The following is a 14595-nucleotide window of genomic DNA, read 5'->3' as shown; positions in this document are numbered from 1 at the left end:
CGAACCCTAACCAGGGGTCCATCCCAGAGGTGATGATGGATGGATGGTGACAGCCCAGGCTCCGACCCTGCCCACCGACCGCGATGGCCAGCCGGTGCTGGTGGAGGCGGCCCGCCAGCGGCTGACGGGTCTGTCGCCGCTGGATCAGCTCGGCTGGGCCCGGAACACGTTCGGGGATGGTTTCGCGGCGACCACCAGCTTTGGGATCCAGTCCGCCGTGCTGCTTCACATGGTGAGCCTGCTGGGCCGCCGCAGCGGCTCGCCGGTGCCCGTGATCTGGGTGGATACCGGCTATCTGCCGGCGGAAACCTACCGGTACGCCGAACAGCTTTCCGATCACCTGGGCCTGGTGCCCCACGTGGCCCAGGCCCGCCTGAGTCCTGCCCGCATGGAAGCGCTGCATGGCCGCCTCTGGGACACCGGCAAGGTGGAGGATCTCGAGTTGTACCACCGGCTGCGCAAGGTCGAACCCCTGGACCGGGCGATGCGCGATCTCCAGGTGGCCTGCTGGGCCAGCGGGGTCCGCGGCACCCAGACGGACCACCGCCGCTCCATGCACGTGCTCGATGTGGTGCGGCAGCGCTGGGCCCTGCGGCCGCTGCTGAGCTGGACCAACCGCGATGTGTACTACTACATGGAGGAGCACGGTCTTCCCCAGCATCCCCTCTTCGCCCTCGGCTACTCCACCGTGGGTGACTGGCACTCCAGCGCTCCCGACGACGGCACCACCAACGGTCGAGCCACCCGTTTCGGCGGGCTCAAGCAGGAGTGCGGCATCCATCTGCCTGGCCTGATGGGTGAAGGCATCTGAGCGGGGTGCCGATCCCGGCCGCAACCGCTGGCTGCTGATCGGCAACAGCCGCTGGCACTGGGCCATGGCCACCCCTGACGGACTGCAGTGCTGGAGTGGGCCTCCGCAGACGGGGGAGCCACAACCAGGGGAGCCGCTTCCTGGCGAGGGCCCGGTGGCGTGGGCGGCGGTGGGCCCGCTGCCGGCGCGGAGCGGCCTCGACCCGGCGCGGCGCCTCACGCTGGCCCACATTCCCCTGGCGTCGGCGCCGCCCTGGCTGGGGGTCGACCGGGCCCTGGTGGCCTGGGAGGCCTGGCAGGACTGCCGTCTTCCGGTGCTGGTGGCGGACGCGGGCACGGCCCTCAGCCTCACCCGGGTGGATGGGGCCGGCCGCTTCGCCGGTGGGCGGATCCTGGCCGGAGCGGCCCTGCAGTGGAGGGCGCTTGCGTCGGAAACCGCCCAGCTGCCGCGGCTGCATGCGCAGGCAGGGGACGCGGGCAGCGCCGGCACCGACTGGCCCTCCGACACGGTGACGGCGATGCGGGTGGGGGTGCTCGCAGGTCTGGCGGCAGCCGTGCAGGCCGCCTGGCAGGACGCCTGCCGCGAGTTTCCAAGCTGCCAGCTGCGCATCACCGGCGGCGACGGGGCCGTGCTGGCCGCGCGACTCGGGCTCAGCCCCGATCCCGATCTGGCCCTGCGGGCCCTGGTGCGACTCAGGCCAGGCCCAGGTCCGTGAGGATGGTGTCCGCCATGGTTTCGGCCTTCACCTTGGTGTAGATGCGCTCCAGTTTGCCTTCGGGGTCGACCACGAAGGTGTGGCGCATCATGCCCATGTACTCCCGCCCCATGAATTTCTTGAGGCCGTAGCTCTCGTAGGCGCTCGCCACGGGACAGGGCTCGGCGTCGGTGAGCAGGGTGAAGGGCAGGGAGTACTTGGCGATGAACTTGCTGTGGCTGGCGGCCCCGTCCTTGCTGATCCCGAGCACCTGGATGCCGTGCTCGGCAAAGGCACTCCACTGATCGCGGAAGTTGCAGGCTTCCTTGGTGCAGCCCGGGGTGTCGTCCTTCGGATAGAAGTAGATCACCACCCGCTGGCCCCGGAGCGCGGCCAGGCTCACGGGCCGTCCCTCCTGGTCCGGCAGGGTGAAGTCGGGGGCGGCTTCGCCGATCGCGAGGGCCATCGTGGAGTGACACAGCTTGTGTCAGAGCCTACGGGCTGCCGTCCCATGCCCCCATGCCTGCGGCGTGGGCTCCGCTCAGGTGTCGGTTTGTAGACCCGTCTTGCCCATCAGAGTCAAGGCCGAGGGTGATGGCTAGCTTTAAATTGAAGTGATCTTCAAGTCTCGTGATCAACCGCCTGCTGGCCGGACTGTTTGTTGGTGCGGCCCTTTCCACCGCGGCACTCCCCGCCTCGGCTGCCGTCGACAACGATCTGCCGGTGCGCTGGAACACCGGCGGTGCCGTCTGGTCGACCAATCAGGATGCCTTCAACACCTATCTGGAAACCGGTGAGGTGACCGATCGCGGACTCCAGGGGGGGCTCAACGGCTCCGGCTGGACCGCCGATGAGGTGCGCGACGGCATGAACAAGACCTACGACGTCGATCTGATCGGCGTTTCCCGCTTCCTCTACTCCGATGAGGGGGTGAAGTTCCTCAAGAACCAGACCACCAGCTACTTCCCGTACTGGAGCATGACCAACTACTCGGTGCAGGCGCTGCGGGCGGCCATCATCGAGGACGCCCGGGACGGCCAGATCTCCTCGGCCGGCATCATGACCGCCCTCCCCACGGACATGCGCCTGGCTGACTTCTGCAACACCTACACCGGTGCCCAGAACGTCTGCGCCGAAGGCCGCTGCCAGGGGGATGCCCAGTGCACCTCCCTGCTCTCCTGGTACGTCTTCCTGCCCGCCTGCATCCAGGCCAACCAGATGAGCGACCCCGTGGCCGAGGTGCGCACCGCTCCGGCTCCCGCCCCCATGGCCCAGCCCGAGGTGATCCGCGGCCTCTGGTGACGGCGTCCACCCGCGTGGGCCGGCGGCTGCGCTGAGCGCCCGCCGCCCCTTCTGAGCCCCGGGTCACCCCGGGGCTTTTGCGTGCCAGGCACGGCGCCGCTATCCGGAGGGGGACGCAGTGCCGATCAGCAGGGTGTGGAGCAGCTGCTGCGGCAGGTCGCGGCCGATCCGGCCCTCCAGCGCCACGGCCAGGGCGCGGAGGGCCTGCCCATCCAAGGGGTTGGCCGCCCCCTCGGCGAGCTCGCGGCGGTAGCGGCTGCCAGCAGCCATCCAGCGCTGCACCAGTGGCGCGTCCAGGCGCAGCTGCAGCTGCTCGCTCCACTGCTCCGCACGGATGAGCTGGTGGTGGGCCCGGAGCAGCTGCTCCAGCAGAGCGGTCCTGCCGTGCTGGCGGCTGAGGGCTGCCTGTTCAGCCGCTACCACAGCCGCCAGAGCGGGCGGCTGGGGATCCCGGTCTGGCCGGCTGCGCTGCAGGGCTTCCGCCGGACCGAGCTCGGGATGGCTGAACAGCAACCGCCACTGGCCCCGCGCGCTGAGCAGGGGCGCCAGGGTCCCCACCCAGGCCGCCAGCACGTTTTCGCTGACCCCACGCCAGGGATGGCGCGCCCCGATCCACTCGAACCGGCCGCTCGGGTTGCGGCCCAGCGCCCGCATCAGGGCCTGGGGTTCATCGACCGGCACCACCAGAATCTCGGGCCGCCGCAGCGCATCCAGCACCTGCAGCTGGGCCTGCAGCCGCTCCTCTTCGGCCCGACTCGGCACCGTGATCACCACGCCGCCCTCCGGCGTGGCCTCGAGGGGGTCGAGGGCCCAGAGCAGGGAACGGGCCTCCAGGATCAGCACCCGGTCGTGCCGCTGCCAGCGGGCTCCGCTCCACAGCTTCCGCCTGAGCTGGTCCAGCCTGGCGCCCTCGGCCGCGGCCTGACGTCGCAGCCAGCGCTCCAGCTGGGGATCATCCGGACCGCTGCTGAGGATCTCCCCCTGCTCCGCATCGGTTTCAGCGGCCGCGGCCAGCTGGGCGGCGCGCCGCTGCTGCTGGCGGCTGCGGATCTGGCCCTCCCAGCCGAGGCCGCCGGGCTGCCAGAACAGCTCTCCCTGCAGGGCTGCCGGCAGGTACTGCTGGGCCACCCAGTGCTCCGCATAGGCGTGGGGGTAGCGGTAGCCCACCCCGTCGCCGAAGGCCTGGCCATCCCGGTTGGCATCGCGCAGGTGGGCGGGCACGGCCTGCCGCTGGGCCTCGCGCACGCTGCGCAGGGCGTCGAAGAAGCCCAGCACGCTGTTGCTCTTGTCGGTGCCGGCCAGATAGAGCGCCGCCTGGGCCAGGGGGTAGAGGCCCTCCGGCAGTCCCACCCGCTCGAAGGCGGCGGCACAGGCCTCCACCACCACGATCGCCTGGGGGTCGGCCAGGCCGATGTCCTCGCCGGCGGCGATCAGCATTCTCCGGAAGATGAAACGGGGGTTCTCGCCGGCCTCCACCATCCGCGCCAGCCAGAACAGGGCGGCATCGGGATCGCTGCCCCGCAGCGACTTGATGAAGGCGCTGATCGTGTCGAAGTGGGCGTCCCCCTGCTTGTCGTAGAGCACGGCCCGCTGCTGGATCGATTCCTCGGCGATGGCCAGGTCGATCCGCACCACTCCCTCCGCATCGGCTTCCGTGGTCTCCACCGCCAGCTCCAGGGCATTGAGCAGGCTGCGGGCGTCACCTGCGGCCACGTCCACCAGATGGTCGGCGGCTTCGGGGGTGAGTTGCACGGCGATCCGGCCGTAGCCCACCTGCTCGTCGCTGAGGGCCCGCTGCAGCAGCTGATGCAGATGCCTGGGCTCCAGGGGCTGCAGGCGGAACAGCCGGGAGCGGCTCACCAGGGCCTTGTTCACCTCGAAGAAGGGGTTCTCCGTGGTGGCGCCGATCAGGGTGACGGTGCCGTTCTCCACCCAGGGGAGCAGGGCATCCTGCTGGGCGGCGTTGAAGCGGTGCACCTCGTCGATGAACAGCAGCGTGCGCAGGCCGTGCTGCTCCAGGCGTGTCCGCGCCTCGTCCACCGCGGTGCGCAGGTCCTTCACCCCGGCCAGCACGGCGTTGAGGCTGGTGAAGTGGGCCCGGGTGGTGCCGGCGATGATGCGGGCCAGGGTCGTTTTCCCGGTGCCGGGCGGACCGTGCAGGATCAGGTTGCCGACCCGGTCGGCGGCGATGGCACGGCGCAGCAGCCGGCCGGGGCCGAGAATTCCCTCCTGACCCACGAAGTCATCGAGGCTGCGCGGCCGCAGCCGCTCTGCCAGAGGCGCCAGGGCCTGGCGCCGTTGCTCACCGTGATGGCTGAACAGATCGGCCAAGGGAAGCGACGCCAGGAATGGGGCTGTTGTGGACGATCCTGACGCCTGCCACGCCGGTTGGCATCCGGTGGGCCGACCCCCCAGACTGCGCCCATTGATGCGGGAATCCCGTGCTGGTTCGGCCCACAGCCAACGCAGGAGCCGGAACAGCCCTGGCCGCCGGGGCCGCCGGTGTGCTGCTGCTCACGGCCTGCGGGCCGGCGGCGCCGCCGCCGCCGCGGGTGGTGTCCGTGTCGGCCATCCCGGTGGAAACCGCGCCCTTCCAGGAGGTGGTGGACACCATCGGCACCCTGGAGGCCCTCGATGAGGTGTCCCTCGCCACCCGGGTCACCGGCCGGATCGAACGCCTGCTGGTGCGGGAAGGTCAGCTGGTGCAGAAGGGCCAGCCGATCCTGCAGCTCGATCAGACCCAGTCCCGCGCCCAGCTCGCCAGCGCCCGGGAGGAACGCGACAACCTCTGCATCGACTTCCGCCGCTTTGATTTCCTGGCCGCCAAGGGGGCCGCCAGTGTGCTCCAGCGGGACAGCTTCCGGGCCCGCTGCCTGCAGGCCAATCAGGACGTGAAGGCGCGGGAGGCCGATCTTGCCTTCAGCAACCTGACGGCCCCGATCGCCGGGGTGGTGAGTGATCTGGAGGCGAAACAGGGGGATGTGCTGCAGGCCAACACGCCGTTCACCAAGGTGATCCGCAACGACCGCCTGCTGATGCGGATCGACATTCCAGCCGTGCAGTCGGCGCGGGTGAAGCTGGGCCAGCCGGTGGTGGTGCGCAAGCCGGATGCCAGCGGCACCCTGGCCCGCGGCACGATCAATTTCGTGGATCCCAACGTGACGGCATCCAGTCAGGGTCTGCTGGTGAAGGCGGAACTGCCCAATGCGTCGGGGCTGCTCCGCACCGGGCTGCGGCTGCAGACCCTGGTGGAGCTGGATCGTCAGATCCTGCCGGCCGTGCCGTTCGCCGCCGTGACGCAGACCTCCGGCCAGAGCTTCGTGTTCCGGGTGGGCACCATCGACGACCTGCGCCGCGAGCCGGGCAAGGCGCCGATCGCCCAGCTGGAGAAGCTGAGCCAGGCCACCCCGGGCACCCGCTTCGCCCTGCAGACGCCGGTGAAGCTCGGCCCGCTCCAGAACAACCGCTATGCGGTGCTGGACGGGGTGGGCCCGGGCAGCCAGGTGATCACCACCAACCTGCTCAATCTGCGGCACGGCACACCGGTGAAGCTCAACTGAAGCCACAGCTCTCCTCCGGCCTGTCGATCGCCTCCTGTGTCTCCCTCCAACAGCTTCATCATCCGGCCGGTGCTCACCACGGTGTGCAGCCTGATCATCGTGATCGCCGGGTTGATCTCCATCCCGGTGCTGCCGATCGAGAATCTGCCGGATATTGCGCCACCCACGGTGAACGTGAGCGCCCTCTATGGCGGTGCCGACGCGATCACGGTGGAACAGGGCGTGACCAATGTTCTGGAGCAGCAGATCAATGGGGTGGAGAACATGGACTTCATCAGCTCCAGCAGTTCCGCCGATGGCCGCAGCGAAATCACGGTGTCGTTTGCCAGTGGCACCAATGCGGACATCAACCAGGTGAATGTCCAGAACAAGGTGGCCCTGGCCACTCCATCCCTGCCGGATGAGGTGCGCCAGTCTGGTGTTGTGGTCAACAAGGCCTCCAACCAGATCCTGTTGGTCTATAACTTCGTCAGTGAGGATCCTGACAACATCAGCTATTCGGCTGAAACCATCAGCGGCCTGCTCGATCAGAACCTCACCGATGCCATCCGCCGGGTTCCCGGCGTGGGAGAGCTCACCTATTTCGGGGAACGCCGCCTGGCCTTCAGGCTGTGGCTCGACCCCGACAAACTGGCGGCCTTCGGTCTCACGTCCAACGATGTGGTGGCTGCCCTGAGCAGCCAGAATAGGCTGGTGCCCGCAGGGCAGGTGGGAGGGGAACCGGCGCCCAGCGGTCAGCAGTTCACCTTCACCGTGCAACTGCAGGGGCGCCTGATCAGCGTGGAGGACTTCAACAATCTGATCATCCGCACCACCCCCGAGGGCAGCATCGTGCGCCTGCGCGATGTGGGCGAGGCCAGTCTGGGGGGTGAGAACTATGCCCTGCGGGCCACCGACATCCGCGGCGTGCCCTCGGTGGGCATGGCGGTGTACCAGCTCGGCGGCACCAACGCCCTGGAGACCTCCAGGGGCATCAAGGCGGTGCTCGATGAGTTCCAGAGCACCATGCCGGTGGGGCTGAAGATGGAGAAGATCTACGACAGCACCGACTTCATCAATGCCTCGATCCAGGGGGTGGTGAGCTCGCTGCGGGATGCGGTGATGCTGGTGGTGCTCATCCTGTTTCTGTTTCTGCAGGACTGGAAGGCCACGCTGGTGCCTGGCATCGCCATTCCCGTGGCGTTGATCGGCACGTTCGCCCTGGTGAATGCGTTTGGTTTCTCCCTCAACCAGCTCACCCTGTTCGGATTGATTCTGGCCACCGGTCTGGTGGTGGATGACGCGATCACCGTGATCGAAGACACCTCGGCGAAGAAGGCCGAAGGGCGCTCGGCCGTGCAGGCGGCCATGGGCACGATGGATGAGCTGTTCAGCGCGGTGATCGCCACTTCGATCGTGCTGTTCGCGGTGTTCCTGCCGGTGCTCTTCTTCCCCGGCGCCACCGGAGCGATCTACAAGCAGTTCGCCGCCACCATCATCTTCTCGGTGGCCATTTCCACCTTCAACGCCCTCACCTTCTCCCCCATGCTGGCGGCCCTGCTGCTGGCCCAGGAGGGCGAGCCGCCGGGGCGACGCACCTATGCCATCGCCGGCGGTTCGATCGGCTTCGTCTACGGGGTGCTTTCGGCCGGATCCGGCGTGCTCGGTGCCCTGGGGGCTGTGGTGGTGGGCCTGGGCGTCGGCTACGGGGCCAAGCTGGTCACGGGGTTGCCGTTGCGTCTGCCCTTCGTGATCGGCGGTGCGATCAGCGGTCTGCTCTTCGCCGGCGTCGCCCGGCCGCTGCCGGTGCTGCTGTTCACGGCCCTGGGGATCGCCGCCGGCTGGTTCACGCCGGTGATCTTCCGCCGCTTCAACCGCCTCTATGCCGGCCTCGAGGGGAGGTACCACGGCCTGCTCGAGTGGGTGCTGGGGCGTCGCGGCCTGGTGATGGCCGTGCTGGCGGGCGGCATCGTGCTCACCGGGTTTGCCTTCACCGCCATCCCTGGGGGCTTCGTGCCGGTGGAGGATCAGGGCTACGCGGTGGGGATCCTGCAGTCCCCCGATGGCGGTTCGATCCAGGTCACCGAGGCCATCAACCGCAAGGTGGGGGCCATCCTGCGCGAGGAGAAGGACATCACGGCCGCCTCGCTGTTCAGCGGCGCCAGCCTGGATGGCAACGCCCCCAACAACGGCCTGTTCTTCTTCGGCACCCGCAACTGGTCGGACCGCACCACCAGGGACCAGGAGGTGGGCGCCATCGTGCAGCGCCTCAACCGCCGCTTCGCCGAGGAGATCCAGGAGGCCCGCGTGGTGGTGGTGGAGCCCCCCGCCATCCCCGGCTACGGCCAGTCGGGCGGCTTCGAGTTCCAGCTGCTGGACCGCAGCGGCGGCAACCTCGACCTGCCCGGGTTCGCCCAGGCGGCCGGCCAGATCATCGAGGCGGCCAACGCCGATCCCACCTTCAGCCGCCGGCCGCCGGTGCGGACCCAGTTCTCCCCGGCGGCACCCCAGCTGGCCATCGATGTGGACCGCGACCGGCTGGCCTCCCTGGGGGTGGACTTCGGCGAGGCGATGCGCTCCTTCAGCGTCAACTTCGGCGGCCTCTACGTGAACGACACCTTCCAGGAGGGCAAGGTGCGGCGGGTGTTCGTGCAGGGCAGTGACACCAGCCGCGCCACCCCCGAGCGGCTCAAGGCGCTCTACGTGCGCAATGCAAGCGGCGAGCAGATTCCCCTCTCCGAATTCTTCACGGTGCGCTCCAGTGAGGGCCCCTCGGTGGTGCCCCACTTCAATCTCTACCGCTCGATCAAGGTGGAAGGCGAGGCGGCGGCCGGCAAGAGCTCCGGCCAGGCGATCAATACCCTGCGGGGGATCTTCAAGGCGCAGGCGATTCAGGGGCTCGGCTTCGACTGGACCGGCATCTCCCGCGAGGAGGTGAAGGCCGGCTCGCTGGCGGTGGTGATCTTCGCCCTCGGCATCCTGGTGGTGTACATGGTGCTGGCGGCCCAGTACGAGAGCTATGCCGACCCCCTGATCATCCTGATGACCGTTCCGACGGCCATGCTGGGGGCCCTGGCCTTCCTGGCGATCCGCGGCGAGGTGCTGAACATCTACGCCCAGGTGGGCCTGGTGATGCTGATCGGGCTGGCGGCCAAGAACGGCATCCTGATCGTCGATCTCGCCAACCAGCGCATGGCGGCCGGGGCCCGGGCCATCGAGGCGGCCCGGGAGGCGGCCCGTTCCCGTCTGCGGCCGATCATCATGACGGCGATCTCGTCGCTGTTCGGCTTCCTGCCGCTGGTGGTGGCCAGCGGCGCCGGCGCCCGCAGCCAGGCTTCGCTGGGCACCGTGGTGTTCGGAGGCCTGCTGGTGGCCACCGTGCTCTCCCTGCTGGTGGTGCCCGTGTTCTACGTGGTGGTCAAATCGCTGCTCGGTGACGATGCTGAAGCACGGGAACCTGCCCCCGGCGCGCCCTCTGGGTCATGAGTCAGTCTCCTCCCCCTCCCGGCCAGCCTGAGGCGGAGGACCACCCACCGCCGGCGCCGCGGCCGATGAACGGCCGCAAGGTTCTGCTGGCGGTGCTGGCGGGCCTGGTGATCGGCTGGCTGATCGGCATCTTCATGGAGTCGATCGTGGCCAACACCCCCAACGACATCGACCCCGACGAGCTGCACTGGCTGCGCCGGCTGCTGGCCGCCGCCGGCGCCTTCAGCGGGCTGGCGATCGAGGCGATCCGGCAGCTGCAGGCGGCGGCCACGGATCCGGCCTACCGCCGCCGCCGCCGCCTGCGCCGCTGAGTCGGCACGACCTGCCGCCTGCCTCGTCACGGGTTGGGAACGCCGGTACCCTTCGAACGACTTGTGATCTGAGTGAGCAAGCAGGTGCGGCACGTCTCCGTTGGAACGGTTTTCGGTGCCGTGGCCCTGCTCGGCGGGCTGGTGGGATGCACGCGACCCGCCGCACGGGCACCGGAGCCCCCCCAGGTGCGGCTGGTGAACCCCCGGACTCAGACCTTCGGTGACGTCGCCACCTACCAGAGCACCCTGGAGGCGATCCGGGAGGTGAAGCTCTCCCCCGAGATCGATGGTCGCATCGTGGCGATGCCGATGCGCGAAGGGGAGCAGGTGCGGCGCGGCCAGCTGCTCTTCCGGCTCGATCAGGTGCAGCAGCAGGCCGCCACGGACGCTGCCCGCTCCGAGGCCCGCAAGGACCTGCAGAACGCCGAGCGGTACATCTTTCTGAACGAGCAGGGAGCCGTCTCCACCAAGGAGCGCGACTTCTACGTGACCCAGGCGCTGCAGAGCCGCGACCAGTTCGCCTCCAGCCAGGCGACCCTGGCCTACAAGAACGTGACGGCGCCGATCGATGGTGAGGTGGGCAGCATCCAGGCCAAGGTGGGCGATGTGGTGCGCGCCGGTGGGATGGTGACCAGCGTGATCGACAACTCACGGCTGTGGGTGCGGCTCGACGTGGCCGGTGAGGACGCCCCTCGGGTGCGGATGGGCCTGCCGGTGCTGCTCCAGGGAGCCGGCGTTTCCGGCCCGGCGGCCCGGGGCTCCGTCACGTTCGTGGCCCCCTCGCTCGATCGGGAACGCCAGACCCTGCTCGTGAAGGCCACCTTCGAGAATGCCGACCGCGCCCTGCGCAACAACCAGCGGGTGGGGGCCACCCTGGTGTTCGATCGTCAGTCGGCCCTGGCGATCCCGGAGCAGGCGGTGCTGCTGCAGGCCGGCAAGACGTTCGTGTTCCTGGCCGTGCCGGCAGATCAGGCCGCCAAGACGCTCGGGCGAGCGATCACCCCGCCTCCGCCGGAGGGCTCGCTGGTGGCGATCCAGGTGCCGGTGAAGCTGGGGGAGTTGCAGGGTGGTGTGTTCCCCGTTCGCTCGGGGCTTACGGCCGCTGACCGGGTGATCGTGGGGCGGCTTGCCCAGCTGCGCAGTGGCCAGGCCGTGCGCGTGCAGACGGTCCGCCCATGAGCCTGTCGGACACCTTCATCCGACGCCCCGTGCTCAGCACGGTGTGCAGTGTGCTGATCCTGCTGGCGGGGGTGATCAGCCTGCCCCTGCTGCCGATCGAGAACCTCCCCAACATCGCGCCGCCCACCATCCAGGTGAATGCCAACCTGCCCGGCGCCAATGCGCTCACGGTGGAGAGCGCCGTGACCGGTCCGCTGGAGGAGCAGATCAACGGCGCGCCGGGGATGGACTACATCACCTCCAACAGCACCGGCGAGGGGGTAAGCCAGATCAATGTGTACTTCAAATCCGGCACCAATCCTGATATCGATCAGGTGAATGTGCTGAACCGGGTGCAGACGGCCACGCCCCAGCTACCGCCGCAGGTGGCTGCCCAGGGGGTAACGGTGCAGCAGACGGCCAGCAGCTTCCTGCTCGTCTACAACCTCACCTCCACCCAAGGCCAGTTCGACCGCAACTACCTCAACGGCCTGTTCGAGCTGAAGCTGCTCTACCCCCTCACCCGGGCCGAGGGGGTGGGCCAGGTGACGGTGTTTGGCGCCAGCTCCCCGGCCTTCCGGCTGTGGGTGGACCCGCTGCGGCTGACCCGCTTCAACCTCAGCGTCACCGATGTGGTGGATGCCCTCAAGGCCCAGAACGTGGTGGTGGTGGCGGGCAGCATGGGCGGCCCACCATCCGTGCCGAACAACCGCCGCACCTTCCCCCTTCTGGTGGATGGCAACCTGAAGACGGTGCAGGAGTTCGAGCAGCTGATCCTCGCCAAGGGCCCCGATGGCGGCCTGATTCGCCTCGGTGATGTGGGCCGGGCGGAATACGGCTTCCAGAACTTCTTCCAGTCGTCGATCAATGCCATCAGCGGCCACCCGGCCGTGGGTTTCGGGGTGATCCAGCTGCCCGGCAGCAACGCGATCGCCACCGCCCGTGCCGTGGATCAGGTGCTGGAGGGCTTCGCCAGCACCCTGCCGCCCGGCGTGAAGCTGGAGAAGGTGTTCGACCAGACCGACTTCATCAACGCCTCGATCGAGGGCGCCCTCGACGCCCTGCGCGATGCGGTGGTGCTGGTGCTGCTGATCATCTTCCTCTTTCTGCAGGACTGGAAGGCCACCGCCGTGCCCGCCCTCGCTCTGCCGATCGCCCTGCTCGGCGCGATGGTGTTCGTGAAGGCCTTCGGCTTCTCGATCAACGAGCTCACCCTGCTGGGGATCATCCTGGCCACCGGCCTGGTGGTGGACGACGCCATCGTGGTGGTGGAGGCTGTGTCGGCGCGCATCGAGGCCGGCGATCCCCCGTTCGTGGCGGCCTCCAATGCCATGAAGGAACTCACCGGGGCCATCCTGGCCACGGCGCTGGTGCTGCTGGCGGTGTTCGTGCCGGTGGCCTTCTTCCCCGGCGCCACCGGCGTGATCTACCGCCAGTTCGCCCTCACGATCGTCTTCTCGATTCTGGTGTCCACGTTCAACGCCATCACGGGCAAGCCCCTGCAGTCGGCGCTGCTGCTCGGCGGCGGCAAGACCGAGCCTCGGGGCCGGCGCTGGACCCTGATCAGCGGTCTGCTGGGGGCGGGCTACGGGGCGATGGTGGGCGGCTGGCTGCCGGCAGTTCTCTTCGGCCTGGCGGGGGCGGTGGTGGGGAGCTTCCTGATGCCCATCTTCCGTGCTTTCAACCAGTTCTTTGATGCCCTGGAGCGGGGGTATGCCCGCCTGCTGGCCCAGGTGATCCGCCTGCGGCGTCTGGTGGCGTCGGCGTTGCTCGGTGGAGTGGTGCTCACCGGGATCGCCTTCCTGGCCATCCCCACGGGCTTTGTGCCCACGGAGGACCAGGGTTACGGGCTCGGCATCATCCAGCTGCCGCCGCAGGCCTCCCTGGAGGCCACGATGGAGGTGGCCTCCAGGGTGCAGGCGATCATCGCCAAGGAGCCGGACATCGTCTCCGGCCAGGTGGCCGGCGGCGCCGGATTCAATGGCGGCTCGGTGAACCAGGGTGTGTTCTTCTTTGGCTTCAAGCCGATCGAGGAACGCCATGGCCCGCAGCAGTCCGCCGCGCGGATCATCGCCCGCCTCAACAAGGAGTTCGCCACGATTCCGGGGGCCCTGGTGCTGGCCCAGCCACCGGCGGCCGTGCCCGGCTTCAGTGCCCAGGGCGGGCTCTCGTTTCAGTTCAACGATCTCAGCAACGGCGGCTACACCCCCACCGACCTCAACCGGCTCGCCGATGAGCTGATCGCCAGGGCCCGGCGCACCGGCGCCTTCCGCAACCTCTACACCCAGTTCGTGAGTGATGCTCCCGTGTGGCGGCTGGATGTGGACCGCGATCGCATGGCTTCCCTCGACATCGACTACAGCCAGGCGATGGCCGTTCTCGGCACCCTCACCGGCGGCACCTTCGTGAACCAGACCTACGAGGATCAGCAGTACCGCCAGGTGTATGTGCAGGCCGATGCCGAGCACCGCCGTGTGGTGCAGGACCTGGCCAATCTCTCGGTTCCCAGCCGCAGCGGCCAGCTGATTCCCCTCTCCAATGTGGTGTCGGCCACCCTTGACAGCGCGCCGCCGATCATTAGCCACTTCGACCTCTACCGCACCGTGCTGATTCAGGGCACGGAAGCCCCCGGGCGCAGCAGTGGCCAGGCGATCGCCACCCTCGCCGCCACCTTCGGCCGCCTCGATTACAGCAACATCGGCTATGCCTGGTCGGCGCTCACCCGCTCGGAGGTGCAGGCCGGTGCTCTCGCCACCCTGGTGTTCGCCCTCGGCATCGTGGTGGTGTATCTGGTGCTCTCGGCGCAGTACGGCAGCTACATCGACCCGCTGATCATCCTGATGACCGTGCCGCTGGCGATGCTGGGCGCACTGCTGTTCCTGGTGCTGCGCGGCCAGGTGAACAACGTGTATGCCCAGGTGGGTCTGGTGACGCTGATTGGTCTGGCCGCCAAGAACGGCATCTTGATCGTGGATCTGGCCAATCAGCGGATGGAGCAGGGGCTGCCGGCGGCCGAGGCGGCCCAGGGAGCGGCAAGTTCCCGCTTGCGGCCGATCCTGATGACGGCGCTGGCCGCGCTGGCCGGCTTCTTCCCCCTGCTGGTGGCCAGCGGCGCCGGTGCCCTCAGCCAGCAGTCGCTCGGGGCGGTGATCTTCGGCGGGCTGCTGGTGGCCACCGGCCTGAGCCTGTTCGTGGTGCCCAGCTTCTATGTGCTGATGAAAAATCTCGAAGCGGCCTGGTTCCCCGCCAGCCAGCAGAGCGAGCCTGTGCTTCCCCCGCAGACGCCCGCCTGAG

The 14595-nt window shown here is 68.7% G+C and carries 10 protein-coding genes; 8 read left to right on the top strand and 2 right to left on the bottom strand.

What is annotated here, in order from left to right:
- The first annotated feature begins 43 nt into the window (after positions 1-43).
- Positions 44-811 (top strand): phosphoadenylyl-sulfate reductase, encoded by a 768-nt coding sequence (locus tag CBM981_RS14005; protein WP_087068896.1) that lies wholly within the window; start codon positions 44-46, stop codon positions 809-811.
- Positions 798-1526, top strand: a complete 729-nt coding sequence (locus CBM981_RS14000) for a type III pantothenate kinase (RefSeq protein ID WP_087068895.1) — start codon at positions 798-800, stop codon at positions 1524-1526. The genes CBM981_RS14005 and CBM981_RS14000 overlap by 14 nt, the downstream gene beginning before the upstream one ends.
- On the opposite strand, the gene bcp is transcribed toward CBM981_RS14000, so the two are convergent.
- Complete coding sequence (bcp, locus tag CBM981_RS13995; RefSeq protein WP_087068894.1) at positions 1504-1971, bottom strand: thioredoxin-dependent thiol peroxidase; 468 nt, start codon at positions 1969-1971, stop codon at positions 1504-1506. The genes CBM981_RS14000 and bcp overlap by 23 nt on opposite strands.
- A 164-nt stretch (positions 1972-2135) precedes the next feature.
- Here bcp and CBM981_RS13990 point away from each other — a divergent pair, with 164 nt between their 5' ends.
- Positions 2136-2807, top strand: a complete 672-nt coding sequence (locus tag CBM981_RS13990; protein ID WP_087068893.1) for an alpha/beta hydrolase — start codon at positions 2136-2138, stop codon at positions 2805-2807.
- Between the two features lie 99 nt (positions 2808-2906).
- Here the strand turns inward: CBM981_RS13990 and CBM981_RS13985 are convergent, their stop codons facing one another.
- Positions 2907-5138 (bottom strand): AAA family ATPase, encoded by a 2232-nt coding sequence (locus CBM981_RS13985; RefSeq protein WP_087068892.1) that lies wholly within the window; start codon positions 5136-5138, stop codon positions 2907-2909.
- 110 nt (positions 5139-5248) lie between these two features.
- Between CBM981_RS13985 and CBM981_RS13980 the strand changes: the two genes are divergently transcribed.
- The 5 genes from CBM981_RS13980 (at position 5249) to CBM981_RS13960 (ending at position 14594) form a co-directional block, all read left to right on the top strand.
- A complete protein-coding gene (locus CBM981_RS13980; RefSeq protein WP_087068891.1) occupies positions 5249-6367 on the top strand; it encodes an efflux RND transporter periplasmic adaptor subunit in 1119 nt (372 codons plus the stop codon).
- A 36-nt stretch (positions 6368-6403) separates the two neighbouring features.
- Positions 6404-9832, top strand: a complete 3429-nt coding sequence (locus CBM981_RS13975) for an efflux RND transporter permease subunit (RefSeq protein WP_087068890.1) — start codon at positions 6404-6406, stop codon at positions 9830-9832.
- Positions 9829-10143: a hypothetical protein gene (locus CBM981_RS13970; RefSeq protein ID WP_157665486.1), complete on the top strand. Its 315-nt coding sequence runs from the start codon at positions 9829-9831 to the stop codon at positions 10141-10143. Before CBM981_RS13975 ends, CBM981_RS13970 begins: the two co-directional genes overlap by 4 nt.
- A gap of 72 nt (positions 10144-10215) precedes the next feature.
- The gene (locus tag CBM981_RS13965) at positions 10216-11322 is read left to right on the top strand and encodes an efflux RND transporter periplasmic adaptor subunit (RefSeq protein ID WP_087068888.1); all 1107 of its coding nucleotides are present in this window, start codon (positions 10216-10218) and stop codon (positions 11320-11322) included.
- Positions 11319-14594, top strand: a complete 3276-nt coding sequence (locus CBM981_RS13960) for an efflux RND transporter permease subunit (protein ID WP_087068887.1) — start codon at positions 11319-11321, stop codon at positions 14592-14594. Before CBM981_RS13965 ends, CBM981_RS13960 begins: the two co-directional genes overlap by 4 nt.
- Position 14595: the final 1 nt, after the last annotated feature.

The sequence above is a fragment of the Cyanobium sp. NIES-981 genome, assembly GCF_900088535.1.
Taxonomy (GTDB): Bacteria; Cyanobacteriota; Cyanobacteriia; order PCC-6307; family Cyanobiaceae; genus NIES-981.
Note: the sequence above shows the minus strand (reverse complement) of the source record. Positions and strands in the feature narration are given on the sequence as shown.

Excerpts from the sequence above, each read along its gene's own strand:
- CBM981_RS14005 (WP_087068896.1), top strand. The coding sequence starts at position 44 with ATGGTGACAGCCCAGGCTCCGACCCTGCCCACCGACCGCGATGGCCAG.
- CBM981_RS13960 (WP_087068887.1), top strand. The coding sequence starts at position 11,319 with ATGAGCCTGTCGGACACCTTCATCCGACGCCCCGTGCTCAGCACGGTG.
- CBM981_RS13970 (WP_157665486.1), top strand. The coding sequence starts at position 9,829 with ATGAGTCAGTCTCCTCCCCCTCCCGGCCAGCCTGAGGCGGAGGACCAC.
- bcp (WP_087068894.1), bottom strand. The coding sequence starts at position 1,971 with ATGGCCCTCGCGATCGGCGAAGCCGCCCCCGACTTCACCCTGCCGGAC.